A 26455-nucleotide genomic window follows, 5' to 3' on the forward strand; every position below is an offset into this window, starting at 1 on the left:
ATAAGCGGAATGCGAGGGAGCGGATGCCGCGCCAGCCTAGCCGAACAGACGCATCAGCAGCGCTTTTCCGACCGGAAGCGCCCTGACGCCCTGATAGGCGCGGACATACTCGCCGGCATAGAACGCCCGGATCGCATGCACGCGCGTATCCATGCCTTCCTCGAACCGCACCGCGAATCCGTCCGTGGTTCGTCGCACAACGACGGCCGCGATCGAGCGGCCATAGATGCGGCAGTCGATCGTGCTGCCGGGTGCCGGCGGATCGGGATCGATCAGCCGGGCGCCGGTAATGGAGATATCGGCGAGCCGCGCCAGATGCCACTTGCCGTCCTGACGCAACAGGATCGGCTCATTGCGATCGAAGCGCTCCGCCTTGCGCTTGCGTGGCTGCTCGATGCAGACGAAGCAGACCACGGTGAGGATGAGCGCGTTGTAGAGGCTCCAGGCCAGGGCCAGTCCGCCATAGGCGATGTTCTCGCCGCGCAGGTGCAGGATGAAGGCATAGGCAATGGCCGCCAGCGTGATGAGAAGCGCGCAGCCATAGATCCGCAGCAGCGGCCATTCGACAAATCTCCTGTCGCGGTCGCCGCCCTTCGCCGTGACCTTGAATTTGTGTCCCTTCGGCTTCAACAGGCCGGCTGCCACCGCCTTGAGCACCGCGGGCGCGGCGATGAGTTGCGAGACGTCGCTCATCATGGCGAGCGAACGGCCGTGTGACAGCCAGGCCATGCTGAGCCCGTGCCAGACGTAGAACGGCAGGAAGAAGCGCAACAGCTCGGTGAGATCGGCCTGCACCGCCTTGATGCCGAACAGCAGGAACAGCCAGGGCACCATCAGTCCCGCGACCTTCGACGTGTAGACCGCAGACCAGCTCATGAAGGCATCGACCAGCGAGAGCCGGTCGATAAAGGACAGCTTCGAGTCCTGCGAGAACGGTCCGCTGCGGCCGCGCACGATTTGCATCAGGCCGAGGCACCAGCGCGCACGCTGGGTGATGTATTCCTTCAGCCCCTCGGGCGCGAGGCCGATCGTCAATCGTTCGTTGAGATAGATGGTGTTGAAGCCGCGCTCCTTCAGGCGAAGGGTGACGAGGTAGTCTTCCGTGACGGAGTCGGTTGGAAAGCCGCCGATCTGCACCAGCCCGGCGTAGCGAATGAGCGATGAGGTGCCGCAGCAGAAGGCGACGCCCCAGGCGTCCTTGGCCGGCATCAGGATGTCGAAGAAGAAGCGCTGCTCGTCCGGCCATACATCCGTCGCAGCGAGGTTGGTCTGGATCGGGTCGGGATTGATGAAGTGCTGCGGCGTCTGCACCACGCCGACCGAAGCGTCGTCCATGAGGGAGATGGTGCGCGCGAGGAAGTCGGGCCGCGGCACGAAGTCCGCGTCGAGAATGGCCACGAAATCCGGTCGTTCCGGCAGGGCGCCGACGTGCTTGAGCGCATGGTTGATGTTGCCGGCCTTGGCGTGGTGGTTGTCGGGCCGCGCGAGATAATGGCAGCCGAGTTCGCTCGCGAGGCGCCGCAGCCAGGGGCGCCTTCCGTCGTCGAGCACCCAGACGCGATAATTGCCGTACTCCATACCGGTCGCGCCGATGATCGTGCGCTCGAGGATGGATCGTTCCTCGTTGTAAGTGCAGATCAAGACGTCGATCAGCGGCGCGTGTGGATCGATGGCTCGGCCGTCTATTCTTGCCGCACCTGTGCGGTCGAGGGTCCGGCTCAGAAACAGCAGGGACAATGCGACCGCAACGAGCGAGGCCGCCTCCAGCAGCATGAAGGGATAACCGATCACGGCGTCCGCCGTCAGATGCGGTGGTGGGAGTGTCGCGGTGACACGCCAATAGAGATAGCGGAGCAGGAAGACCAGCGACACGACGGCCAGGAACGAGCGCGCCATCGTGCTGTCGCGCCGGAGCAGCGGCACGACCGCCATGAAGGCTCCGAGCGTGATCAGGCCTGGCGTCAGCGCCGTCATCACGGTGCGGTCTCGCGCCGGGCAAACACAACGCGGCCGGTGCGCCCCACGGTGCAGGCGTGGGCAGCGGCATCGCCAGGCGCCACGGTCACGCGATAGGGCTCCTTGCTGAGCGCATCCGGATTGATGGCGAGATTGGCGGGCGCGCCGGCGGCGCCGGTCAGATTGACCACGGTGCCGGAGATCGGCTCGCCGCCGTCATTCGGCTCGAAGCTGGCGCGGTCGCCGAGCTGCAGGCGATTGTAGACGTTCTCGGTGACATTGGCCGTGATGACGGCGCCGCTGCAATCGAGGATCTTGAGCAGGGGTTGGCCGGCCTGCACGTCCTCGCCCGGCGAGGTCATCATCTCCCAGACGCGGCCCGCAACGGGTGTCGTGATGTTGGCTTCGGACAGATCGGCGAAGCGGGCCTCCTCGATGATGATCTCGTTGGCGAGCCAGGCGATCTCGGTGTCGGTGCGCGCGAGATCAGCCTCGAGATCGCCGGCGCGCTGACGCATCTCCTCCTCGCGCTGCACCGAGCTCGGGCGGTCGTTATAACTGTCGCCGAGGAACGAGCCGTTCTGTGCCGCCGTGAGCTCGACCTTCGCGGCATCCAGCCGCTTGTGCGCACCGAGCTCGGTTTGCTGTGCCACGGAAAGCTCGCGCGTCAGCCGCGCCAGCTCGACCGTCGAGACATTGCCGGACTTCGCGAGCGAGGATGCGCGCTCGACGGCGGCGCTGGCTTCGTCCCGCCGCGCTGCCGCCGCCTCGATCGAGGTCTGGATCTCGGCGATGCGGGCCTCGAGCTGAAGCACGCGTCCCTCGCGGAATTGCGTGGCCTGCCGCGCCAAATCCTTTTGGGCTGCCTGGGCCGCGGCAAGCTTGGCGGCAACGCTCGGCCGCTCGATCTCCAGGCGCGATTTCTGCCGTCGCAGATCGTCGAGCCGGGTGCGATCCCCGCGCGAGTTCACGACGCGCAGGAGCACGGTTCCGGCGTCAAGTTTGGCCTGATCGGTAATGGGCTGGGCGGCGACCACGCGGCCGCCGATCGGCGTGCGCAGGGTGACGAGACGAGAATTCAGCACCGCCTCGACGCTCGAATACTCCCAGATCGCACGCAGCGGCAGCCAGCCGAACACGGCGATGATGGCAAGTCCAATGGCGATCTTGGCGCCGCGTCGCAGATGCGGCCAGCGCGGCCCTGGTTCTGGCGCCGTCTGCGCCTCGCATGCGTGGCCGGTTTCGTCATCGGCGAACAGCTGCTCGTGCAGCGCCTCCTGTAATCCCTTCGCGTCGGTCTTGGTCTCGCTCTTGGTCTCGTGAGGGGAAGGAGTGGATGCGGGGTCGATGGAAGCGGCGCGTAAGCGGTCTACCATGACGGTCACCTGGTTGACGGGAGGCCAACGGAACCGGTCAATGCGCGAGGGCCGCGCAGCGTGCCCGGTTACCGCGGATTAAGCCGACGCTGAGCTTTCCAGGTTGCTAAGCGTCCGCGCGCGTTTTTGCGCAAATCCCGGTCAAGCTTTAGCGACGGGTGAAAGGCTGGCCGCGCGGCCCTGTAGCTGCGGCTCCGCGCCGCATGAACCCTTGCGTTGCCCGGCGGCATTCATACTTCGAAGACGCCGGCTGGAGGCTCGCCCGCGGCCGGTTCAGGAGACGGCCATGAACTATCTTCGTACCGCAATGCTGCTCGCAGGCCTCACCGCCCTGTTCATGGGCGTGGGCTATCTGATCGGCGGTGCCTCCGGCGCCATGATCGCGCTCGTCATTGCCGCGGCGACCAATCTCTTCACCTATTGGAACTCCGACCGCATGGTGCTCTCGATGTACGGCGCCCATCAGGTCGACCGTTCGACCGCGCCGGAACTGGTCGGTCTCGTCGCCGAGCTTGCGGGCCGCGCGGGCTTGCCGATGCCGCGCGTGTTCCTGATGGACGAAGCGCAGCCCAACGCGTTCGCGACCGGCCGCAATCCCGAGAACGCCGCCGTTGCCGTCACCACCGGCCTGATGCACCAGCTCAGCCGCGAGGAGCTCGCCGGCGTGATCGCGCATGAGCTTGCGCATATCAAGCACCACGACACGCTGCTGATGACGATCACCGCGACCATCGCGGGCGCGATCTCGATGCTGGCGCAGTTCGGCATGTTCTTCGGCGGCCACCGCGACAACAACAACGGCCCGGGCATCGTCGGCTCGATCCTGATGATGATCCTCGCTCCGCTCGGCGCCATGCTGGTGCAGATGGCGATCAGCCGGACCCGCGAATATGCCGCGGACAATCTCGGTGCGCGCATCGTCGGCCAGCCGATGTGGCTGGCCTCGGCGCTGGTGAAGATCGAGGGCGCCGCACATCAGGTCCCGAACTTCGAGGCCGAACGAAATCCCGCGACCGCGCACATGTTCATTATCAATCCGCTGTCGGGCCACGGCGTGGACAATCTCTTCGCCACCCATCCCTCGACGCAGAACCGTATCGCGGCGCTCCAGCAGCTCGCGGCCGAGCTCGGCGCGCAGGCGGCGCCGTCGGTCGGCGCCAACGAGAACTATCCGCCGGCGAGCCCGTGGGGCCGCTCATCTTCGCGCGGTCCTTGGCGTGGTCCTTCGCAAGGTCCTTCTCGTGGGCCTTGGGGCTAATCCGGAACCGGCAAGGATTTGCGCGTGGCTTTGTGACCTGGCGCACACAGGATCGTCCCGGCCAGTGTTAACACCTCGCCGTGACACTTCCTTCGAAAGGGGATGCGTGGCCGGCCCGTCGCCGGTCACCGTCGAAGATGACCAGAGCTGCCGTACCATTGCTGATCGTCCTGGGCGTGCTGATCGGCCTGTCCACGCATATGGTCGTCAATTGCGGGGACGAGGACGAGCCCGACATCTGCGCGGCCGTGATCGGCTTCTCGCCGCTCCGCGGCTCGCTGATCGCCTTTGCCTATGAAGGGCGCGGGCGGATCGCGCTGCGCCACGGCGACTGGCGGCGGGCGATCGCGGATTTCGACGAGGCCATTCACCTCAATCCCAATCGCGCCTCGCTCTATCGCGACCGCGCGGAGGCGCGCCGGCAGAACGGCGACCTCGAGCTCGCCATTGCGGATTACGACGAGGCGATCGCGCATGATCCCAAGCTCGCCGCGCCCTATCACCAGCGCGGTCTTGCGCTCGCCGCCACCGGCGATCTCGATCGCGCCATCCTGAGCTACAACACGGCGGTCCGTCTCGCCCCCTCCGATGCGCAGGCCCGGCTCGACCGTGGCCTGGCGTTCCTCGCCCGCGGCCAGGCCGACGATGCGCGCGCCGATTTCGAAGCCGCTCTCGCGCTGCCCGCCGGCAAGGATGCCCGCACGCGCGAGGCGGCGCGCGCCAAGCTCGCCGAACTCGCCAGCGCCGAGCCGACCCGGGTTTCAGCACCGCGGCGGTGAGGGGAGTTGTCTCCCTCTCCGTTCTTACGGGGAGAGGGGCTCTCTCCACGCATGAGGCTGTCGAGAGACCTGTACCCCCTCACCCGGATCGCACCGGACGATGCTTCGCATCGCCGAGGCGATCCGACCTCTCCCCGCAAGCGGGGAGAGGTGAAGGGCGCGGGCGCGCCTACTTCGCCTTCTTGGCTTTCGCCTTCTTCGCCTTGGCCGCCTTCTTCGCCGGCTTCTCTTCCTTCGCCTTCTTCTCCACCTTCGCCGCGATCGGCGTGCTGGCCGCGATTCGCATCGATCGTGCGTAGCTGTCGGCGACGTTGTCGGCGGACATCTGGAGGCGCTTGGCGGCGGCGGTGGCCTGCTCCATGGTGGCCTTGGCCATCATCTTGAAGCGGTCGCCGGTCTCCTTGCCCTTGGCCTTGGCCGCAAGGCCGTTGAAGCGATCCCGCCGCTCCTTGGCGCGGGTCATCAGGCCCGTATGCAGCTGTCTGGCCAGTTGCCGGATCACGACATCCAGGTCGGCGTCCGCCATGTTCTTCTATCCCCTTGAAAACAGTATCGATGCGGGCGGGACTATGCAGATCGGGCCCCGCCTTGGCAATTCCCGGCCGGGCGTCATCCGCAGCTTCCGGGACCCAAAACAAAAAAAGCCGCGCATTTTGCGCGGCTTTTTGCCTGGTTGGTGCAGATGGGCTAGGTCCGCCTCACTTCAGCGAGGCCACCGGGCCGCTTGACGCAGTCGGGTCGGGGTCGAAGCCGAACACGCCGACCAGGTATTTGTAATAGTCCGGCATCTTCTCCTTGAGCGTCTCGCGCGACTTGGGGTCGTGGAATTCGCTCTTTCCGGCCAGGAAGATGCTGGCGGTCACGGCAAAGAACTCCATGGGATTCTTCAGCGCATAGGATTCCTTGGGCAGGAGGTCCTTGGACTTGGCCAGGGCATAATAGCCGATCACGCCCTTGTTGGCGTAGCCGTCCGGCAACAGGCGCGCGTGATAGGCGTGCAGCAGTTCGTGCAGCAGCACCGCCTCCTTCTCGTACCGCATCATGTCCGGCCGCAGCATGATCACGCCGAGCCCCGAATCGACGGCGAGGTCGATGGCATTCGGATTGGTCCAGCGCTGCTTGTTGGGGTCCCAGACCGTCAGCGTCCGGGGAGCGGTGCGCTGGATGTCCGGCGTGACCCTGCCGTAGCATGCGGTCGCGGCGCCTTCGTCGAGGCAGGCCAGCTCGCTCGCGACGATCGGAACGGTATGGAAGAAGCGCAGCACGCGCGGGGAGAGGCCGGCGCCTTCGACGACGTCGATCTGGCGCTTCAGATTGTCGGTGAGCTTGTCGACGTCCTTGCGATCGGAATTCTCCGACAGGTCGAACATGTAGCCGCGGTAACTCTGGAAGCCCGGCGGCAGCGCCTGCGCTGCCTCGGCGGATGCATCGAGCGATCCGGCATTGGATGGACTGGCGAAAAGCGCGCCGACAATGGTTGCGGTCAGCAGCAACGCAATGCGCATGATGAACCCCCTGATGTCACTTCGCCCGGCAGAATAAGCCACCGTTGTTTGCGAAACGTGAGTGGGGCGAGACTAGGGCAGCGATGTTGAGGCGTGCTTAACCATTGGTTGCAGATCGCGCAGACGGATTAGTGCCGGGTTAACCAAGGAGGGTATCCGGGCCCCGTGCTTCGGCGTAACATCCAGGCCGGGCACAAAGCCCCACATCAATAGCCGGGAGGAGGAAGCCATGTATGCCGCCATCCGTCAGGCCAAGGCGAAAAGCGGGAGCGCGGAGGAGCTGGCGCGCCGCATCAAGGACGGCGCCGTTCCGATCATCAGCGACGTCGACGGTTTCCGCGCCTATTACGTCGTCTATGCCGGCGACGACACGGTCACCGCGATCTCGATCTTCGACAAGTTCGAGCAAGCGGAGGAGGCGAACCGGCGCGCGATCGCCTGGATCGAGAAGGATCTCGGCCCGCTGCTCGCCGGCGACGCCCGCGCCGCCGCGGGGCCGGTGATCGTGCATACGCTGGCGTAGTTGGACGGATCGCTGCCTCCCAATGTCGTCCTGGCGAAAGCCAGGACCCATTACCCCAGGGAGGAGTTTTGCGGCGCGTGGCCGCCACCTGCGCTTGCATGATAGTTCGGTGGTTATGGGTGCTGGCCTTCGCCAGGACGACAGCGAGTTTGTGGCTGCATCTAAAGCCAAGCGCGAGCCTTCGCCCTCACAACTCCCGTGCGTTCGAGAACGCGAAACTCGACACCCGCCGCGTCGTCTCGTCCAGGATCAGCGTGCGCGTGATCGGCGGCTCGGCGCGCTGGGCGCAGTTTTCGCGCTCGCAGAGGCGGCAGTTGACGCCGATGGGCGTGCCTTCCGTCTTCTCCAGGTCCATGCCGGCGGCGTAGACGAGGCGCGCGGCGTGGCGGATCTCGCAGCCGAGGCCGATGGCGAAGCGCGGCTGCGGCAGCGGGTGCGGCGCGACCGGGCGGCGCACCATCTGCGCGATCGAGAAATAGCGCGTGCCGTCGGAGAGCTCGATCACCTGTTTCAGCAGGCGATCCGGCGTGTCGAAGGTCGAGTGCACATTCCACAGCGGGCACGTGCCGCCGAATTTCGAGAACGGGAAGGTGCCGGAGGAGAAACGCTTCGAGACGTTGCCGGCATTGTCGACGCGCAGCAGGAAGAACGGAATGCCGCGCGCGTTCGGCCGCTGCAAGGTGGTGAGGCGGTGGCAGACCTGCTCGAAGCCGGAATTGAAGCGCTGCGCCAGCACGTGGATGTCGTAGTTGAGCGCTTCCGCCGCGGCGAGGAAGGCCGGGTAGGGCATCATCACGGCCGCTGCGAAGTAATTGCCGAGCGTGATGCGGAACAGCCGCCGCGGCGCGTCGTCGAGCGGGCCGGCGCGGTTGATGATGGTCTCCAGCTGCTGCGCGCATTCGCCAAGGCCGAGCTGGAAGGCGAGCTGGAACGCGCGGCCGGGCGGGTCGACCAGTTCCGAGATCAGGAGCTGGCGGCGGTGGCGGTCGAAGCGCCTCAGCGTCTCGCGCATCACGTCGACGGGCATGATGCGGGTCTGGATCGAATGCTTTTCGCGCAAGCGCGCGGCAAGGGCCGCGTAGAGCCCTTCGGCCGGCACGTTCAGCTCGTCGCGAAGCGTCTCCGCGGCCTGCTCGAGTTCTGGAAAATAGTTGCGGTTCGCCTCGATCAGCTCGCGCACGCGTTCGACCGGATTGGCCTCATAGCGCGTGCCGACGTCGCGGTCGGCCATTTGCGCGGCTGCCAGCGTCTCGCCCTGACGGGCCTCGGTATAGGCCGCGTAGAGCCGCTGCAGCGCGTGGGTGACGCCGGGACAGAGTTCGGCGAGGTCGCGCAGCTCCTGCTTGGGTACGTCAATCTGGCGGAACAGGGGATCGGAGAAGATCTCGTTGAGCTCGGCAAAGAATCGGTCCTCGTCGGCGGTGGCGAGGTCGCGCAGGTCGAGGTCGTAGGTTTCGGCCAGCCGCAGCAGGATTTGGGCGGTCACCGGGCGCTGGTTGCGCTCGATCAGGTTGACGTAGCTCGGCGAGATCCCGAGCCCCTCGGCGATCTGGGTCTGCGACAGGCCCAATTGCTGCCGGATCCGCCGGAAGCGCGGGCCGACGAACAGTTTCTTCCCGGATTCGGCGGGCATTCTTCAGATCTCCAGGGTCATTAAGGACAGTCTCGCTGACCTATAATTTACAAACTTTACAAAATAACATCTATTACATGTTCTGATGTTACATGACATCACCAATAAAAAACAAGCCATCTATACGAAGTTTCCGTTTTCGCGTTTACGTCGTGACACGCATTTCGCAATGCACTGTCAAGAATGTCGATGGCCAGCCATCGCCATCGTCAGCGAAAGGATCAGGCACATGAACTACCAGCCCCGTGGCATCAGCACTTTCCAGGCGCCGGCCTCGTATCAGAGCGAGATCGATGCAGCGAAGGCGCTCCTCGAGACCCAGCCGACCTGGAACGGGGTGTCGGCCGAGGCCGTCGCGCGCATGCGCCTTCAGAACCGCTTCAGGACCGGCCTCGACGTCGCCCGCTACACCGCGGCGCTGATGCGGGCCGACATGGCGGCCTATGACAACGACCCCACCAAGTACACCCAGTCGCTCGGCTGCTGGCACGGCTTCATCGCCCAGCAGAAGCTGATCTCGGTCAAGAAGCACTTCGGTGGCAGGACCGATCGCACCTACCTGTATCTCTCCGGCTGGATGATCGCGGCGCTGCGCTCCGAGTTCGGACCGCTGCCCGACCAGTCGATGCACGAGAAGACCTCGGTGCCGGCGCTGATCGAAGAGCTCTACACCTTCCTGCGCCAGGCCGACTCGCGCGAGCTCAACGACATCTTCCGCAACCTCGACAAGGCGCGCAAGGAAGGCGACAAGACCCGCGAGAAGGAGTTGATCGAGAAGATCGACGGCTTCCAGACCCATGTCGTGCCCGTCATCGCCGACATCGACGCCGGCTTCGGCAACGCGGAAGCGACCTACCTGCTCGCCAAGAAGATGATCGAAGCGGGCGCCTGCGCGCTCCAGATCGAGAACCAGGTGTCGGACGAGAAGCAGTGCGGCCACCAGGACGGCAAGGTCACCGTGCCGCATGACGTCTTCCTGGCGAAGATCCGCGCCTGCCGCCACGCCTTCCTCGAGCTCGGCGTCGAAGACGGCATCGTCGTGACCCGCACCGACTCGCTCGGCGCTGGCCTGACGCAGCAGATCGCCGTCAGCCACAAGCCCGGCGACATCGGCGACCAGTACAACAGCTTCCTCGATTGCGAGGAAATCACCGCGGAGAACGCCCGCAACGGCGACGTCATCATCAACCGCAACGGCAAGATGATGCGTCCGAAGCGGCTGCCCTCCAACCTCTACCAGTTCCGCCCGGGCACCGGTGAGGACCGCTGCGTGCTGGACTGCATCACCTCGCTCCAGAACGGCGCCGACCTGCTCTGGATCGAGACCGAGAAGCCGCATATCGAGCAGATCGCCAAGATGGTCGATCGCATCCGCAAGGTGGTTCCGAACGCCAAGCTGGCCTACAACAACTCGCCGTCGTTCAACTGGACCCTCAACTTCCGTTGGCAGGTCTACGACGCGATGAAGGAAGCAGGCCAAGACGTCAGCAAGTACAACCGCGCCGAGCTGATGAAGGCGGAATATGACGACACGCCGCTGGCGAAGGAAGCCGACGAGCGCATCCGCACCTTCCAGGCGGATTCGGCCAAGCGTGCCGGCATCTTCCACCACCTGATCACGCTGCCGACCTACCACACCGCGGCGCTCTCGACCGACAATCTGGCCAGGGAGTACTTCGGCGAGCAGGGCATGCTCGGCTACGTGAAGAACGTCCAGCGCGCCGAGATCCGTCAGGGCATCGCCTGCGTGAAGCATCAGAACATGGCCGGCTCCGACATCGGCGACGACCACAAGGAGTACTTCGCCGGCGAGGCCGCCCTGAAGGCGGGCGGCGCGCACAACACGATGAACCAGTTCGGCTAACGGCGGAATTGATCAGTCCGGGGTCCCCTCGGAGCCCGGACTGGTCACGCACCTCAACAGGAGACTGACAATGACCAAGGGCAGCAATTTCTGGGTGATCGGCGGCGAGTTCGGCTCGATGAACTTCCACAAGCTCGTGGAAGGCTCGGCCCAGGTGCAGGGGCCGTTCAAGACCCGCAAGGAAGCCGAAGATGCCTGGCGTACGGTCTCGGAAGAGAACCGCCACAAGGCCGGCGTCCGCTTCTCCATCGTTGAAGAGCCGTCGCGCGTCTCGGCCTGACGGCTGCCTGAAAATCTAAGAAGACGTCCAAGGACGGAGGGTCCCATCCGGCGCAAGCCGGGTGGGATCGTCTGTTTTTGGCACAGGTGAGACAGCTGTGGGCGCCGTAAGTATCTGGAATTATGGACCCTTTGCGGAGGGTGTGGTTGCTGATAGGTTAATGGAGGCAAGTGAGGACGAGGCCGACAATGTCAGAGCCCGAGACCAGCGGGACCCATCCCAGCCAGCCGCGCCCGGTGCGGCTGCGCGACGCGCTGCTGCGCGCGCGGATCGAGGCCGCCGACCGGACCGGCGTCGTCGTCGATTTGCGCGATGCCGAGGTGGCGCGGCTCGAGATCCTCAACGACGCGCTCGATCCCCTGTTTGCACAGGTGCCCGAGCAGATCGACCTGTTCGACCGCGGCATCAGCCAGGGCGATACGCCCAGACTCTGGATCGACGTCGTCGCGCACATCATGATGGGGCGCGACAAGCGGATGTATCGCTTCGTCCAGGACACCCGCTTCGGCCGCATCGTGCTCGCCGAATCGCACGACACGTCCGTGATCGTCGAGGCCGTCACCGACTATGTCGCCCGCCGCATGATCGAGCGCGAGCATGCGATGGTGGTCCTGCCCGAGCCGAAGCCGGAGGCCGCGGAGCGGCCGGCCCGCTCGCGCGTCTGGCCGTTCGTGTTCGGCTTCATCCTCGGCGCCGCCGCCTTGTTCGGCTTCGCCGTTTTGGCGGCCTTGCGGAGCTGGTGAATTTCCCTCCGCCGTCATTCCGGGCTCGCGCCTTTCGGTGCGCCCCGGAATGACAGTGGCCTCAAACCAACCTTGCATGCTTGATCTCTCGGATCTGAAATCCGGACCCGAGCCCGCGCACCGTCTGCTCGCAGCGCCAGCCGGCATTGTCCTTCTCGATCGTGAACAGATTATACGCCGCCGCCGGGTAGCGCCCGTGTGCGAGCGCGGACGCCGACGGCACGCCGATCGCGGGAATGTTGCCGTTGGGGCCCTCGAACCACATCGTCGAATGAATGTGGTCGTGGCCGTGCAGGACCAGCTCGACACCGTGGCGCTTCAAGAGCGCCAGCAGATCGGCCGCGTCCGTCATTCGCTTGTGGCGCGCATCGGACTTTAGCGGATGATGCACCAGCAGCACGCGGAAGACGTCTTCGGTCGCGAGCCGCTCGAGAACTTGTTCGAGCGCTGCGAGCTGATCGTGCCCCAGCGTGCCCGTCGCCATCAGCGGCAGGGTCGGCACTGCCGTGGACAGGCTGATGAGCGCGAGCGGCCCGCGCCGGCGCAGGGCCGGAAAGCCGGCGCTTCCGTTGTCGCTTGCAAGATAGGGCGCAAAGGTCTCGCCGAAGCGATGATAGGTGGCGCGGACATAGGCGTCGTGGTTGCCGGGAATCGTGGTGACGCGGTCGGGCGGGCCGACGCCGTCGAGCCAGGTGCGCGCCGGCGCGAACTCCGCGTCCAGCGCCAGATTGACGAGATCGCCCGTCACCGCGATGTGGTCGGGCGCCTGCGCCTTGACGTCGGCAACGAGTGCGTCGAGCACCTCTCGGCGCTGGTACTTGTGGCGGTTGCGCGTCCAGTTGACGTAGCCGAATACGCGCTTGCCGGCGAGCTCGATCAGCCGCGGCTTCGGCAAAGGCGGCAGATGCGGGTCGGACAGATGGGCGAGCGTGAAGGAAGCCATGGCGCGCGATTGCCTCGCTATTGCTCCGCTGTAATGGCAAGGTCGCGAGGACTGCGCAAGCGCAGCCTGAAGAGGGGACCAAAGAGAACCTGATGGGAGATCGTCTGAACCGCATCCGACGGAAGTTCGAGCCGCTGCTGCGGCGAATCTTCCACGCCTATTTCCTGCTCGTTCGCGGCATGACCCTCGGCGTTCGCGCCGTGGTGCTGGATTCCGACAACAGGGTGTTCCTGGTCAGGCACAGCTACATCTCCGGCTGGTATCTGCCCGGCGGCGGCGTCGATCTCGGCGAGACCATGGAGCAGGCGATGCGGCGTGAGCTCAAGGAGGAGGGCGACATCGACCTCACCGCAGACGCCGCGCTGCACGGCATCTTCCTCAACAGTCACGTCTCCCGCCGCGACCACGTCGCGGTCTACGTCGTCAGGCAGTTCAGGCAGGATCGCCTGCCCGAGCCCAACCACGAGATCGTCGAATGCGGGTTCTTCGCGATCAATGCGCTGCCCGAGGGCACCACGCCGGGCACGCGGCAAAGAATCGTGGAAGTGCTGGATGGCACGCCGTTGATTGCGACATGGCGGTGAGATCAACCGCCGCGTTGGCCGTTGGCAGGGGCTCGACACCAGTCTCGCCCGTGCAACCGATGGCTATCTCGCGGACAAGCTGCACAGTATCGGTTATCCGGACTGGAGCTTCGCGACCATCCTCAGCCGCAGCCCGGCCGGCAGTTCGGCCCGGTATGAGCCCGATGGACCGCAGCCCTCCGAGATGTTATCCCGCTCCCCTCATTGACGCGTTTTCATGACGCGAACCCGGGTCCACTTCGCTCGAAGACGCATGCCGACATGAACGATCTCTCGCTCACCATCCTTCCCGAAGCTGCCGGCGACGCCCAGGCGATCGAGCGGCTGCACGAGCGCACCTTCGGCCCCGGCCGCTTCGTGCTCAGCGCCTACCGCATCCGCGAGCACGTCGACCATCTGCTCGAACTGTCCTTCACCGCTCGCATCGGCACGCTGCTGGTCGGCTCGGTCAGGCAATTGCCTGTGCTGGTCGGCGAGACGCCGGCGCTGCTGCTCGGGCCGCTCACCGTCGAGCCGCCGTTCCGCGACCGCGGCATCGGCCGTCTGTTGATGGAGCGCGCGCTGAAGGACGCCAAGGAGCGAGGTCACCGCCTGGTGCTGCTGGTCGGCGACGAGCCCTATTACAGCCGCGTCGGCTTCAAGCCGGTCCCCAAGGGGCGCGTCACCATGCCGGGCCCGGTCGACGCCGCCCGCATCCTGGTGTTCGAGCTCGTCGACGGCGCCTTCGAGGGCGTGTCGGGAGCGGTCGTGCCCGACTGGAGCAAGGCGCGGGGGTAGCGGCGTGTGATGCCGCGACAGCCCGCTCGCTCGACGCGGGTGTACCGGGGCCCGCAGGCCCCGGCTGGAGGCGATCAGAACTTGAAGTTCGCGAACGCCCGCACGCCGATGCCGGGCATCAGCACCTCGTCCTTGGTGTAGGACACCGAGTTGCGGATGCTCTCGTTGAGGAGATTGTTGCCGACGACGCCGGCAATCATCTCGCGCGCACCGAACCAGTTGCGGTCAAGCTTGGTCTTGTAGCTCACCTCGGCCTTCAGGAGGTTGTAGCCTGCCGTCGGCGTCTCCGCGATCACGGCGACGTTGTTCTGCGCGAAGGCGTGCAACAGGTTGACGCGCATCAGCCAGTTGTCGTCGCGCCAGAACACACCGCCGCCCATTCTGAGCGGCGGAATCCGCGGCACGTTGGTGCCGTCGGTGAAGGTGGCGCGAACCACGTCGAGCTGGTTCTCGATGCCCCAGATGCCGCCCTGGAACGCGCCGACGTCGAGCTGCGACTGGAATTCGCCGCCGCGGAAGTTGGCATTGCGTTGCGAGTAGACCGCCTGGTTCAGCTCGGCCCCGGGCGTGCCGCACGAGGCGAAGTCGTCGCCGCACATCACGCCGGTGAGGCGGCGGAAGATGAAATTGTCGAAATGCGTGTAGTAGATGGTCGCCTCGAACCGGAACGGCCCCGTCGCCTTGCGCACGCCGAGCTCGACGGACTTTGCGGTCTCGATCGTCAGGTTCGGATTGCCGATGTCGAAGGTCGCGGTCGCATCATGCGCGCCGCGCGAGAACAGTTCCGCCGCCTTCGGCGCGCGCTCGACATATTGCGCGGTGATGCTGCCGACCATGCCGCCCGGCAGGTCCTGCAACAGGCCGATGCTGCCGCTCTTCGGCGTGTAGGACGGATTGCGCGCGATCGCCACCTGCGGCGTGCCGTCGGGCAGGAAGTCGGCCGGGAAATTCGGCGTGGTGCCGTGCAGCTCGACATGCTCGATGCGGCCGGCGATCTGCGCCCGCGTCGCGTCGGTGAACTTGAACTCGTTGAAGGCGTAACCGGCAACGCGCGTGCTGTTGTTGGGGTCCCACAGGCCGTTGAACAGCGTGCCGGGATTGTCCGGGCTCGGCGCGCTCAGCTCCTGATGCCCGACCTGGAAGCCCAGCGCCGTCGTCACCTCGGCGAAGCGCGCGTTGAACGGCATCAGCTGCACCTCGGTGCGAATCTCCTGCTCCTTGTTGGTGAAGGTCTGCCGCACGCCGTCGCTGTTGGGGTCGGCGGGATCGGCAAGCCCGATCTCGTTGTGCCGGTAGTCGGTCGCGCCGGCCCAGAACCGGATCGTGTCGATCGCGGCCGCATCGGGACGGTACTCGCCCTTGACGTTGATCTTGGTCTGGTGACCGTCGATGCGCGTGTTGTGGTCGGCGCCGTCGATGCCGGGGATGTGGTAGAGCGAGTCGTTCTGCGTGATCGCAGCCCCGATATAGCCGCCCTGGAAGAAGTAGGAGCCGCCGATCGAGGCGCCGTCCGAGCGCGTCGCCGAGTTCGGCTGGCGGCCGTTGGCGACGGATCGCGTCTGGTCGTTCAGATAGGGATAGCTCGGGATGCCGTAGTCCGTGGTGGTGCGGCCATAGACGTCGGCGTGGAAGGCAAAATTGCCGCCGCCGGTGTCGAGCAGCACGCCGCTTTCGACGCCGCGATCGACCGAGCTGAATGCGGAGCGCGTCTCGGCCGTGACGCAAGGCGAGGTCTCGGCGGTTGCCAGCGGCGCCTTGGTCGGGAGGCCGTAGGTCTGGAACGACGGAGCGCAACTCGGCAGCGCATCCGGAATCCGGTTGTTGGTCGCGCTGATGACGCCGCCGATCGAGGTCGAGCCGTAGCGGAGCGCAGCCGGCCCGCGCACCACCTCGACCTGGTTGGTCGCGAGCGGATCGATCGGGACGAAGTGATCCTCGCCGAGGTCGGAGGCGCCGCCGGAATTGGTGCCGTTCTCGACGATGCCGACGCGGTTGACGTCGAGCCCGCGGATGATCGGCCGGCTGGAGGCGCCGGGCGCGAAGCTCGAGCCGGTGATGCCCGGCTTGGAGAACAAGAGATCGCCGAGTTGACCGCCGCCCTCGCGGCGGATCTCCTCGTTCGGCACCACCGTGACGGTGGCGAACTGGTTGGTCACGATTGGCAGCACGCCTTGCTGAGGTGCGGCGGCGGCGACTGCTGCCGGTGGCGTGGCTTCGGCCGCGTGTTGCTGGCTGCGCGACCGTCCGGTGCGCGCGACATGGACCGGGCTGCGGGTCGGTACCACCCTGCGCACGATCGGGCTCGGCGCCGTCACGGTGATGGCGGGGAGCTCGGCCGACGACTTGTCCTGCGCAGGCTGTTGTACCGGCTGTTGTACCGGTTCTTGGGCGAGCGCGGATGTGGCGGCGGCGCCGAGCAGGAGCAGGCTTGCTCCTGCGAGACGCTGCACGCGTCGCAATTCAAATGACATGGTCCTGATTCCAGTCAGGCGCCGTCCGCATGCTTGTCTGATGATCGGAGGCAGCCTGCCGTCGCGGCGCGACGGAATTCGACTTCAACGGCTCCCGGGCGATCGTCCGCGCGTGTGGCGCGGCGAGCCCGGGCGTGATCAAGCGATGTCGAGAGTCAGGACGCTGGTGGGGCGCGGGGCTGGAACGCCGTGCCGGCCGATTTCAGATGGATGAACTCGGCATCCAGGGTGCGGTGGAGCAGCTCGATCGCCTGCGGCAGCGCAAGGAGAGGCGGCGTCGCGGACACCACGGTGCCCGCCATCGCGACCACGGCGCAGATCGCGCAATTGTCGTCGCCCGGCTGCTCCCGGTCGGATCCTGAAGGAGATTGCTTCTGGACCGCAGCGCGGTCGGTCGAAGCTATCGCCTTGGCGGTGTCGGTCTGCTGGAGCGAGGCTTGGGAGAGGGAGGCCGCCTGGACGAACCAGTGGCTGTGGCCGAATGTCAGCGCGAATTGCACCAGCATCGCGAACAACGCGAGCCGGGCGCCGTGCCTGATATTCGACCGGAACCACTTCATCTGGAAACGCCACCCCACATCGCGAGGATCATCCCCTGATACCGCGATGTTATAATGTAACATCGCAGGAACGAGGAACGGATGTCAACGGCGGTCGGCCCCGCGCCTGCAGGCAGCCGACCCGATGTGTCGTTCGGGCAACTAACGCCTGGTGGAAAAGCCTGGCCTAGCGCCCCGATGGAGGTGCGTTCCCTCCCCCCTTGTGGGGGAGGGCTAGGGAGGGGGTAGCCCTGGAAAAGGTGGCGATTATTGACGCATCGCGTGTGAGTGCGCGACGGAAAGAGTCCCCGTGTGGCACCCCCCTCCCTGCCCCTCCCCCACAAGGGGGGAGGGAACGGAGAGAGCGTCGCTGTTGGCCGAATTCGATTCGACTTCAAGCTATCGGGCTTCACCGCCCTTCGCGGACCCAGGTCGCGGCGAAGGCGCCGAGCAGCAGCAGCAGGCCGATCAGGCCGGCGAAGATCGGCAGCACGCCGACGCCCTTGACGACGCTGGCGTCGCGCATCCGCACGCCCATCCAGCCGTCGCCATGGAAGACGCTCACCGAGCGCACCGGCACGATGCGCGGCAGCTCGACGCTGGCGCCATCAACCACGCGCACGGCATTGCCGCCGGTCGCCTGCGTCAGCGGCTTCAGGGTCTCGGTGGTGGAGGTGACTTCCGAAAACTCCTTCGGATTGGTCGGGCCGACATTGATCAGCGCCTTCAGCGTGCCGTCGGTCGCCTGCCACAGGCCGAGCTCGTTGGCCGGCAGGCTGGCGCGCCACTCGCCGGGATCGCCGGCGCTCAGCGTCAGGTCGCGCGACACGCCCGACGGCGAGGTCACGCTCACCGGCTGGACGCTGTCCGACATGGTCTGGCGCACCACCACGAGATCCTTGCCCTGGACCTGGAGGCGCAGCGCTTCTTCATCAAGATCCGGCTGCTTCATCAGCCAGTGCGACATCCGTCGCAAGAGGTCGAGATGCGGGCCGCCGCCCTCATAGCCGCGCGCCCACAGCCAGATGTGGTCGGAGAGCAGCAGCGCGACGCGTCCCTCGCCGAAGCGCGACAGGAACAAGAGCGGCTTGCCGTCGACGCCCGTCATGACCGGCGGGTTGACGGAATTGCGGGTGTCGACGGTGCGGAAGAACCGGCTCCAGCGCGGCGGCTCGCTCGCCGAGCCCTCCAGCCCGCGCGTGACGGGATGGCGTTTGCCGATGTCGGACAGGTGCGCATAGAACGGCTTCTCGGTCACGCCGACCGGCTCGGCCGGCAGCACCGAATCCAGCGGCGTGCGCCAGATGCTGGTGTTGGAGGCATAGTCGGGACCGGCCGAGACCAGCACCGCGCCGCCCGCGCGCACATAGCGCGCGATGTTGTCGAAATAGGCGATCGGCAGTACGCCCTGGCGGGCGTAGCGGTCGAAGATGATCAACTGGAATTCGTTGATCTTCTGCTGGAACAGCTCGCGGGTCGGAAACGCGATCAGCGACAATTCGTTGATCGGCGTGCCGTCCTGCTTCTCCGGCGGGCGGAGAATGGTGAAGTGCACGAGATCGACGCTGGCGTCGGACTTGAGCAGATTGCGCCAGGTGCGCTCGCCGGAATGCGGCTCGCCGGAGACCAGCAGCACGCGCAGCTTGTCGCGCACGCCGTCGATGGCGACCACGGCGCGATTGTTCACCGGCGTCAGCTCCCGCTCGAGCGGCGAGGCCTCGATCTCGACGATGTTCGGGCCGGCATGCTTGATGTCGACGTCCACGCTCGCGGTCTGGCCGCTCGAGAGCGTGCGCTCGTTGATGACCTCGCCGTCGCGGCGAACCGTGACCTTGGCGCGCTCGCCGGAAACGCCCTGGTCGTCGAGCCGGTAGGTGATGGTCTGGTTTTGCCCGACGATGCCGAAGCGCGGCGCCGCCGTGATCGCGATGCGGCGGTCGCGCTCGTCCTTCTGCCCGGTGATCAGCGCGTGCACCGGCGCCTGGAAGCCGAGCGCGGCGGCGTTCGCTGGAATGTCGTGGACGCGGCCGTCGGTGATCAGGAACGCACCGGCAACGCGATCGACCGGCACGTCAGACAAGGCCGAGGCGAGGGCGCCGAACAGCCGCGTGCCGTCGGTCTCGCCGTCGGCCTGTCCGGCATCGACGACGCGGACCTCGAGGCCCTTGATCTTCTTCAGGCCGTCGACCAGCGCTTCCTGCGCCTGGGCCGCCTCGCGATTGCGATTGCCGAAATTCTGGCTCGGGCTCTTGTCGACGACGACGGCGGCGACCGAGGTGAGGGGATCGCGGTCCTCGCGGGTGAAGGAGGGATTGGCGAGCGCCAGCAGGAACAGCACCAAGGCGGCCACGCGCACCGCGGCGCCGCGTGCACGCGCCAGCACCAGCACGAGCGCGATGACGACGATCGCGGCCAGCGCGAGCCAGAGGACGATCGTGGGAACAAGCGGCGTGAACGCGATGCCGTAATTCATCAGACAGACCTATCAACGTCATTCCGGAGCGATGCGAAGCATCGAATCCGGAATCTCGAGATTCCCCGGTGCGCCGTGCGCACCTGCGGTCTGGTCCTTCGGACCATCCCGGAATGACGAGGCGTGTGGCTCAAGCTCGTCACGCGCATCTCTATTGCCCCAGCCGTTCGATCAGGGCCGGTGCGTGCACCTGGTCGGCCTTGTAGTTGCCGGTCAGCGTGTACATCACGATGTTGGCGCCGGCACGATAGGCGAATTCGCGCTGGCGGGTGTCGCCGCCGGTCACCGGCAGCATGTACTGGCCGTCGGGGCGCACGGCCCAGGCGCCGGCAAGGTCGTTCGAGGTGATGATGATCGGCGAGACGCCGTCGCCGCCGCGCGCCGGACGCTGCGCGCTCTCGTCGTCGTCCTCGCGCGGCAGGGTCTCGACCCAGGTCTGGCCGGAGTTGAAGCGGCCTGGGAAGTCGCGCAGCAAATAGAAGGTCTTGGTCAGCACGTGCTCGCGCGGCACCGGCTCGAGCTCGGGCACGTCGAGCGAGGACAGGATCTCGCGCAGCGCCCGCATGCCCGGCGTCTGCGAGGCGCCGTTGTCGCCGGGCGGCGCCTCGATCGCGTCGCGGGTGTCGAACAGCACGGTGCCGCCCTGCTTCATGTAGGCGTCGATCTTGTTGATGGCGTCCTGCGGCGGCTTGGGCGCGCCGGGCACGATCGGCCAGTAGATCAGCGGGAAGAAGGCGAGTTCGTCACGCGCGGGATCGATGCCGACGGGATCGCCGGCCTCGAGCGCGGTGCGTTGCGCCAGGAACAGCGTCAGCCCGGTCAGGCCGGCCTTGACGATGGAATCGACGTCGGCATTTCCGGTCACGACATAGGCGAGGCGGGTCTGCGACACCGCCTTCATCGCGAACTCGTCCGCGACGCTGTCGGCGCGCGCGGGCGTCGGCGGCAGTGCGGAGAGGCCCGCAAGCGCGAGGCCGAGCAGGATCATTGCGGGCGCGGCGCGGCGGCGCAGCAGCGCGGCGAGGCCGCCGCCGAGCACCGCGACGATGATGGCGTCGACCAGGAACAGAGCGAGCGCCGTCGACAGCAGCCAGCCGCGCAAGTCGCGCGGCTCGGCATTGGTGTAGGTGGCGTGCCGGGCGCGCAGGCTCGCGGTGTTCAGGGCTGCGATGCGGTCGGCGCTAGCAAGCGTGTTCACGGCGAGCGGTCCTTCTGCAGGACCATAGAAGCCCGGCGGATGATCGGGTGTGGCGCGGTCGCGATAATCGGCCGGAAGCGGCTTTGCCGTGGCCGGCGGCGGACCGAAGGCGCCGAAGCCGTCGAGCATGTGCAGCGGCGCCACCGTCTCGGTGGTCGCCTCGCTGGCAACGCCGGCGCCGGGCTTGGTGGTGTAGCCCGACATGTCGACGACCCGCCGCAGCATTTCGACGAAGATGCCCGACATCGGCAGATCCGACCAGCGCATGTCGGCGCTGACGTGGAACAGGCTGACGACGCCCTTGCCGCGATGCTCGCCGGTCACCAGCGGCGTGCCGTCTTCCAGCGACGCCCAGCTCTTGGTGGCGAGCACGGCATCGGGCTCGGCCAGGACCTGGCGGCTCACGGTGACGTCCTTGGGGACCACGACGCCGGCAAACGGACCGTCGGCCGCAAAGGCGGCGAGGTGCTGCGGCTTCTCCCAGGTCAGGCTGCCGCCGAGCGTGCGGCCGCCCTTGCGCAGCTTGACCGGCACGAGATCGTCTTCGGCCTGCGCCAGGCGGGGCCCGGCGAACCGCACCAGTACGCCGCCCTGGTCGATCCAGGCATTGAGACGCTCGCGGATTTCAGGCGCGATGGTGCCGACATCGGCGAGGATGATCATCGGCAGCTTCTGGTCGAGGAACTGGGTGATGCCCTGCTGCGGCGAGCCCTTGTCGGCGAGCCGCACGTCGGCGAACGGCGCCAGCGCGCGGGTGAGGTAGAAGGTCGGCGCCAGCAGCGGCTGCGCGGTTTCGCTGGTCGAGCCCGAGACGATGCCGATGGCGCGGCGGCGCCAGCGCTTGTCGAGCAGCTGCACCGCGCCGGCGGAGCGCTCGCCCGATATCTCGAGCCGCGTGATGTCGTTGCGCAGCTCGACCGGCAGGTCGAACGAGGCCTCGGTTTCCTTGTCCTGCGGGCCGAACGAATAACGGGCTTCGCCGATCGGCGATGCCTTCTGGTCCAGAGCGCGCACGGTGCCGACGGCGATGCCGCCGTCGGTGCGCAGCACCTTCACCGTCATCCTGGCGGCGGCGTTCTCGGCCGCGACCAGCGCCAGCGGCGAGGAGGTGCCGCCTTCGAAGATGGTCAGGCTGCGATCGCCGATGGTCTTGCCGAGGGCCTGCACGAATTCCTCGCCGCGCCCGGTATCGACGCCATCCGACAGCCAGGCGATCTCGCAGTCGCCGGTGGCCTTGAGGAAGCGATCGACCGCTGCGAGGGTTTCGACGCGCTCGATCGAATAGGGCTTTGGTACCAGCTGGCGCAGCGCGACGCGCGCCGCGCCCGCCGGCATCAGGGTGATGTCGCGGTTCGGCTCGGACAGCGGCACCAGCGCGATGGCGCGGCGGTCGTTGTCGGCGTTGGCGATCAGTTCGTCGGCGGCCCTGATCCTGACGTCCCAGTTCGAGGCCGCGCTCCAGCCGTCGTCGAACATGATCATCAGCGGCGCCTTGCTGCCGGCAAGCCCGGTCTGCGGATTCCAGATCGGGCCGGCGGCGGCGAATATTACGAGGGCCGCAGCCAAAAGCCGCAGCGCAGTCAGCCACCACGGCGTCCGCGAAGGCGTCTCTTCCCTTGGCGCGATGTCGAACAGCAGGCGCGTCGGCGGAAACTCGATCCGGCGCGGCCGCGGCGGCATCACGCGCAAGAGCCACCACAGCACCGGCAGGCTGACGAGGCCGATCAGGAGCAGCGGTTCGGTGAAGGCGAGCGGCAATCCCATCATGCGGCCGGCCCCGCTTTGATGGAGGTGGTGCGCGCGCCCGACTTGCTCACCTGCATGCCGGCATGCAGGAACAGCAGCAGCTCGGCGGCGGAGCGGTCGGTCGCGTGGGTCGTGAACAGCCAGTCGAGCTTCGAGGTCTCGGCGCGGATCTGGTCGCGGTGCAGCGCGAGCCGCGCGGTGTAGTCCTGCGCCCAGCTTTCGGCGCGGCCGGCGGTGATCACGCCAAAACCTTCCGGCTCGACGAACTCGACGCGGCCGGAATAGGGGAAGGACTCCTCGGCGGGATCGACGACCTGCACCATCGTGCCATGCGCGCCGGAGCCCGAGAGCCCTGCGAGCGTCGTCCTGATCTCGGCGATCGGCGACCAGAAATCCGACAGCACGATGATCTCGGCGAGCGCGGAAGGAACGAAGGAGGGCGGCAGGCTCAGCCGGTCGGCATCGTCATGCAGCATCGCCTGCGCCATCTTGTCGATGACGCTGCGGCTCGCGGTCGGCGCCATCAGCCCGGGAATGCCGACGCGCTCGCCGCCGGAGACCAGCAGTTCGGCCAGCGCAAAGGCGACGATCAGCGTGCGTTCGAGCTTGGACTCGCGCGCGGTCTTGGAGGCAAACGCCATCGACGGCGAGCGGTCGGGCCAGATCCAGACCGTGTGCGAGGCTTCCCATTCGAGCTCGCGGACATAGAGATGGTCGTCGCGCGCCGAGCGCCGCCAGTCCACGTTCTGCGACGGCTCGCCGGAGACGAAGCGGCGGTATTGCCAGAAATTTTCGCCGGAGCCGGCGCGGCGCCTTCCGTGCAGGCCGTGGATGACGTTGGCGGCGACGCGGCGGGCTTCGAGCACCAGGCGCGGCAAGGAAGCTGCGAGCGTGCGGCTTTCGCCATCGGCACGTCGGATCGCGATGATCTCCTTCGCTGTGTGCCCGTTCTCGGCGGCCATCAACCGATCCGTGTTTTCAACTGCCGGATCACGTCCGGAATCGTGCGCCCCTCGGCGCGCGCCTGGAAGGTCAGCGCCATGCGGTGCTTCAGAATAGGTTCGGCGAGGTCGAGCACGTCGTCGACCGAGGGCGCGAGCCGTCCATCGATCAGCGCACGGGCGCGCACCGCCAGCATCAGGGATTGGCTGGCGCGCGGGCCGGGGCCCCAGGCGATGAACTTGCCGGTCTCGCCGCTGTCCGGACCCGGACGGGCCGAGCGCACCAGCGACAGGATCGCCTCGACCACGGAATCGCCGACCGGCAGGCGCCGGATCAGCCGCTGCGCGGTGATCAGCGCATCCGCGGTCATCGATCCCTTCGCCAGCGTCTCCTCGGCGCCGGTGGTCTCGAACAGGATGCGGCGCTCGGCGTCGCGATCGGGATAGTCGACGTCGATTTCCATCAGGAAGCGGTCGAGCTGCGCTTCGGGCAGCGGATAGGTGCCTTCCTGCTCCAGCGGGTTCTGGGTCGCGAGCACGTGGAACGGCTTCGGCAAATCGTGCCGCGCGCCGGCAACGGTGATGTGCTGCTCCTGCATCGCCTGGAGCAGCGCCGACTGCGTGCGCGGGCTGGCGCGGTTGATCTCGTCGGCCATCAGGAGCTGCGCGAACACCGGACCTGCGATGAAGCGGAAGGAACGCTTGCCCGCGGTGCTCTCGTCAAGCACCTCGGCGCCGAGGATGTCCGACGGCATCAAATCGGGCGTGAACTGGATGCGCTTGGCGTCGAGACCGAGCGTGACGCCGAGCGTCTCGACCAGCTTGGTCTTGGCAAGGCCCGGCACGCCGATCAGCAGCGCATGGCCGCCGGAGAGGATGGTGACCAGCGTGTTCTCGATCACGCGGTCCTGGCCGAAGATGACGGACGCGATCGCGTCCTTTGCCGCCCGAATCTGGCTCGAGACCTGCTCGGCCGAGCGGACGATTCCATCCTCGAGTTTCTCGACACTCTCCGCCATCCGTTAGCTCCTTCAGCCTGCCGCGCGGCTCGCTCGCGTCGTCATGTCATCGCATCAGGTCAGATGCATCAAATCTTCACTTCAAGCGAAGACGTCAAACCAAGTCATGGCCCCTATGCTAGACTTGCAGGAAGGCCATGTATTCGTTGAATTAACCTATCCCCACCTTATCGGCTTAAGGGTATGTAGGGCATCACGAAGTGGCGACCTCCACACCGGACTAATCCGGGGTGGAACCGTTCGCCGATGGACAGCGTAGACCTGCACCAATCGTGCCAAAGGACAAAGTCAGGGCAAACCATGGCGAACCAAGGGCAGAGCGCCGATCGTGGTCTTGAGGGGCTGACTGCCGCCGCCAAGAGTGCTGCCAGTGCCGAAGGCGCCAAAAAGGGCCTGCCTCCGGTGCATCTATGGAATCCGCCGTTTTGCGGCGATCTCGATATCCGAATCGCGTCCGATGGTACTTGGTTCTACATGGGGACGCCAATCGGGCGTCACGCGCTGGTCCGCCTGTTCTCGACCATCCTGAAGCGCGAGGGCGACAAGCATTTCCTCGTGACGCCGGTGGAGAAGGTCGGCATCCGCGTTGACGACGCGCCGTTCATGGCGGTCGAAATGCAAGAGGACGGCGAGGACAACCATCGCGTGCTGCGCTTCCGCACCAATGTCGACGACTGGGTCACCTGCGATGCCGCGCACCGGCTGCGCTTCGAGCAGGCAGTGGACGGCGGGCTGACGCCCTATCTGCACGTCCGCGCCGATCTCTGGGCCAAGGTGACCCGCGCGCTCTATTACGATCTGGTTGACATGGGCGAGGAGCGGATGGTCGATGGCCAGCCGATGTTCGGCGTCGAATCGGCCGGCGAATTCTTCGCCATGGCCGATGCGGACGAGGTGAGGGCCGCGCTTTGAACAAGCCTATCCTGAAAAGTGATCCCGTCGCGCTTGGCGCTGCGGATTTCTTTACCCGTTCCAGGGCGAGGCTCGGCTTCGACGTGCCGCCCGGCCTCTACGATCCGAACATCATTCCGGCCTCGGGCGATCCCGGGACCGACAAGATGCTGGAAATCGTCGCGCGCGAGCAGCCGGTGCGGCCGGCGGCGGTCCTGATCGCGGTGGTGGACCATCCCGAGCCGACCGTCCTGCTGACGCAGCGCTCGGCGCATCTCAACGACCACGCCGGCCAGATCGCCTTTCCCGGCGGCAAGATCGACGCGACCGACACCTCGCCGCTCGATGCGGCACTGCGCGAGGCCGAGGAGGAGGTCGGGCTGTCCAGAGACTTCGTCGAGCCGATCGGCTATCTCGATCTCTACGGCACCGCCTTCGGCTTCCGCATCCTGCCGACGGTCGCGAGGGTCCGGCCCGGCTTTGCGCTCACGATCAACCATTCCGAGGTTGATGATGCGTTCGAGGTGCCGCTATCCTTCCTGATGAATCCGGCGAACCACCAGATGCACAGCAAGGAATTCCGCGGCATGGAGCGCTTCTACTATGCGATGCCGTTCGCGGAACGTTACATCTGGGGTGCAACCGCCGGAATGCTGCGTGTGCTGTATGAGCGGATCTACTCATCATGATCCGGACGGTTCTGACCGAGATCGGAATTTTCCTCGTTCCCTTTGCCGTCTATGCGTTGTTCCTGGCCGCCAGCCGGTCCGGCCTGTTCGTGCAATCGTCCTGGCCGGTCACCATCGTCGCTCGCCTTGCCCTCATGGCGATCGTGCTTGTGATCGCGGGTCTGATCGGCCTGGCGCAGTTCTCCGGCGCCGGCCCGGAGTCGACCTACGTTCCCGCCCATATCGAGAACGGCAAGTTCGTGCCGGGCACGGAAAAATAGGGGCCTG

23 protein-coding genes are annotated in these 26455 nt (G+C 66.4%); 11 read left to right on the top strand and 12 right to left on the bottom strand.

From position 1 onward, the window contains the following. Window positions 1–36: 36 nt before the first annotated feature. Window positions 37–1974, bottom strand: a complete 1938-nt coding sequence (locus WN73_RS41135) for a glycosyltransferase (protein WP_271558451.1) — start codon at window positions 1972–1974, stop codon at window positions 37–39. Continuing rightward, window positions 1974–3332: an HlyD family secretion protein gene (locus WN73_RS41140; RefSeq protein WP_039184954.1), complete on the bottom strand. Its 1359-nt coding sequence runs from the start codon at window positions 3330–3332 to the stop codon at window positions 1974–1976. The genes WN73_RS41135 and WN73_RS41140 overlap by 1 nt, the downstream gene beginning before the upstream one ends. A gap of 286 nt (window positions 3333–3618) precedes the next feature. On the opposite strand from WN73_RS41140, the gene htpX reads away from it, so the two are divergent. Beyond that, window positions 3619–4590: a zinc metalloprotease HtpX gene (gene htpX / locus WN73_RS41145; RefSeq protein ID WP_028175047.1), complete on the top strand. Its 972-nt coding sequence runs from the start codon at window positions 3619–3621 to the stop codon at window positions 4588–4590. 137 nt (window positions 4591–4727) lie between these two features. After that, entirely contained in the window at window positions 4728–5369 is a 642-nt protein-coding gene (locus tag WN73_RS41150; protein ID WP_028175046.1) for a tetratricopeptide repeat protein, read from the top strand. 169 nt (window positions 5370–5538) lie between these two features. Here WN73_RS41150 and WN73_RS41155 read toward each other — a convergent pair whose 3' ends face one another. Then, window positions 5539–5895 (bottom strand): hypothetical protein, encoded by a 357-nt coding sequence (locus WN73_RS41155; RefSeq protein ID WP_028175045.1) that lies wholly within the window; start codon window positions 5893–5895, stop codon window positions 5539–5541. 172 nt (window positions 5896–6067) lie between these two features. After that, on the bottom strand, window positions 6068–6874 hold the full coding sequence (locus WN73_RS41160; RefSeq protein ID WP_060910827.1) for a hypothetical protein: 807 nt from the start codon (window positions 6872–6874) through the stop codon (window positions 6068–6070). Window positions 6875–7103: 229 nt separating this feature from the next. Between WN73_RS41160 and WN73_RS41165 the strand changes: the two genes are divergently transcribed. Next, window positions 7104–7397 carry an antibiotic biosynthesis monooxygenase gene (locus WN73_RS41165; protein ID WP_027543691.1) on the top strand — a complete coding sequence of 98 codons (294 nt, stop codon included), beginning with the start codon at window positions 7104–7106 and terminating at the stop codon, window positions 7395–7397. A gap of 187 nt (window positions 7398–7584) precedes the next feature. On the opposite strand, the gene WN73_RS41170 is transcribed toward WN73_RS41165, so the two are convergent. Further along, window positions 7585–9030, bottom strand: coding sequence for a helix-turn-helix domain-containing protein (locus tag WN73_RS41170; RefSeq protein ID WP_011085241.1), 1446 nt, complete (start codon window positions 9028–9030; stop codon window positions 7585–7587). Between the two features lie 229 nt (window positions 9031–9259). Between WN73_RS41170 and WN73_RS41175 the strand changes: the two genes are divergently transcribed. The 3 genes from WN73_RS41175 to WN73_RS41185 all read left to right on the top strand — a co-directional run bounded on the left by WN73_RS41175 (window position 9260) and on the right by WN73_RS41185 (window position 11917). Beyond that, window positions 9260–10894 (top strand): isocitrate lyase, encoded by a 1635-nt coding sequence (locus tag WN73_RS41175; RefSeq protein WP_060910828.1) that lies wholly within the window; start codon window positions 9260–9262, stop codon window positions 10892–10894. Between the two features lie 70 nt (window positions 10895–10964). Then, the gene (locus WN73_RS41180) at window positions 10965–11174 is read left to right on the top strand and encodes a DUF4170 domain-containing protein (RefSeq protein ID WP_018323282.1); all 210 of its coding nucleotides are present in this window, start codon (window positions 10965–10967) and stop codon (window positions 11172–11174) included. Window positions 11175–11362: 188 nt separating this feature from the next. Further along, the gene (locus tag WN73_RS41185) at window positions 11363–11917 is read left to right on the top strand and encodes a hypothetical protein (protein ID WP_038967399.1); all 555 of its coding nucleotides are present in this window, start codon (window positions 11363–11365) and stop codon (window positions 11915–11917) included. A gap of 61 nt (window positions 11918–11978) precedes the next feature. Here WN73_RS41185 and WN73_RS41190 read toward each other — a convergent pair whose 3' ends face one another. Further along, entirely contained in the window at window positions 11979–12860 is an 882-nt protein-coding gene (locus WN73_RS41190; RefSeq protein ID WP_271558046.1) for a metallophosphoesterase family protein, read from the bottom strand. Window positions 12861–12952: 92 nt separating this feature from the next. Between WN73_RS41190 and WN73_RS41195 the strand changes: the two genes are divergently transcribed. Continuing rightward, window positions 12953–13444 (top strand): NUDIX domain-containing protein, encoded by a 492-nt coding sequence (locus tag WN73_RS41195; RefSeq protein ID WP_011085245.1) that lies wholly within the window; start codon window positions 12953–12955, stop codon window positions 13442–13444. Between the two features lie 261 nt (window positions 13445–13705). After that, a complete protein-coding gene (locus WN73_RS41200) occupies window positions 13706–14221 on the top strand; it encodes a GNAT family N-acetyltransferase (RefSeq protein WP_011085246.1) in 516 nt (171 codons plus the stop codon). A gap of 74 nt (window positions 14222–14295) precedes the next feature. Here WN73_RS41200 and WN73_RS41205 read toward each other — a convergent pair whose 3' ends face one another. From WN73_RS41205 to WN73_RS41230, 6 genes are all read right to left on the bottom strand, one after another. After that, window positions 14296–16692: a TonB-dependent receptor gene (locus tag WN73_RS41205; protein ID WP_271558049.1), complete on the bottom strand. Its 2397-nt coding sequence runs from the start codon at window positions 16690–16692 to the stop codon at window positions 14296–14298. Window positions 16693–16847: 155 nt separating this feature from the next. Then, window positions 16848–17252, bottom strand: a complete 405-nt coding sequence (locus tag WN73_RS41210; protein WP_028175038.1) for a DUF2946 family protein — start codon at window positions 17250–17252, stop codon at window positions 16848–16850. Window positions 17253–17640: 388 nt separating this feature from the next. Then, window positions 17641–19704 carry a hypothetical protein gene (locus tag WN73_RS41215; RefSeq protein ID WP_271558052.1) on the bottom strand — a complete coding sequence of 688 codons (2064 nt, stop codon included), beginning with the start codon at window positions 19702–19704 and terminating at the stop codon, window positions 17641–17643. A gap of 151 nt (window positions 19705–19855) precedes the next feature. Then, entirely contained in the window at window positions 19856–22669 is a 2814-nt protein-coding gene (locus WN73_RS41220; protein WP_271558053.1) for a DUF4159 domain-containing protein, read from the bottom strand. Then, window positions 22666–23610 carry a DUF58 domain-containing protein gene (locus tag WN73_RS41225; RefSeq protein WP_028175035.1) on the bottom strand — a complete coding sequence of 315 codons (945 nt, stop codon included), beginning with the start codon at window positions 23608–23610 and terminating at the stop codon, window positions 22666–22668. The genes WN73_RS41220 and WN73_RS41225 overlap by 4 nt, the downstream gene beginning before the upstream one ends. Continuing rightward, window positions 23610–24608, bottom strand: coding sequence for an AAA family ATPase (locus tag WN73_RS41230; protein WP_011085252.1), 999 nt, complete (start codon window positions 24606–24608; stop codon window positions 23610–23612). Before WN73_RS41230 ends, WN73_RS41225 begins: the two co-directional genes overlap by 1 nt. A gap of 300 nt (window positions 24609–24908) precedes the next feature. On the opposite strand from WN73_RS41230, the gene WN73_RS41235 reads away from it, so the two are divergent. From WN73_RS41235 to WN73_RS41245, 3 genes are read left to right on the top strand one after another with little or no spacing between them, the layout of a single operon-like run. Next, a complete protein-coding gene (locus WN73_RS41235) occupies window positions 24909–25520 on the top strand; it encodes a DUF1285 domain-containing protein (RefSeq protein ID WP_028175034.1) in 612 nt (203 codons plus the stop codon). Further along, window positions 25517–26188, top strand: coding sequence for a CoA pyrophosphatase (locus WN73_RS41240; protein ID WP_028175033.1), 672 nt, complete (start codon window positions 25517–25519; stop codon window positions 26186–26188). Before WN73_RS41235 ends, WN73_RS41240 begins: the two co-directional genes overlap by 4 nt. Then, the gene (locus tag WN73_RS41245) at window positions 26185–26448 is read left to right on the top strand and encodes a DUF6111 family protein (protein ID WP_011085255.1); all 264 of its coding nucleotides are present in this window, start codon (window positions 26185–26187) and stop codon (window positions 26446–26448) included. The genes WN73_RS41240 and WN73_RS41245 overlap by 4 nt, the downstream gene beginning before the upstream one ends. The last annotated feature ends 7 nt before the right edge of the window (window positions 26449–26455 follow it).

The organism is Bradyrhizobium sp. CCBAU 45394 (assembly GCF_028128655.1).
GTDB lineage: Bacteria > Pseudomonadota > Alphaproteobacteria > Rhizobiales > Xanthobacteraceae > Bradyrhizobium > Bradyrhizobium diazoefficiens.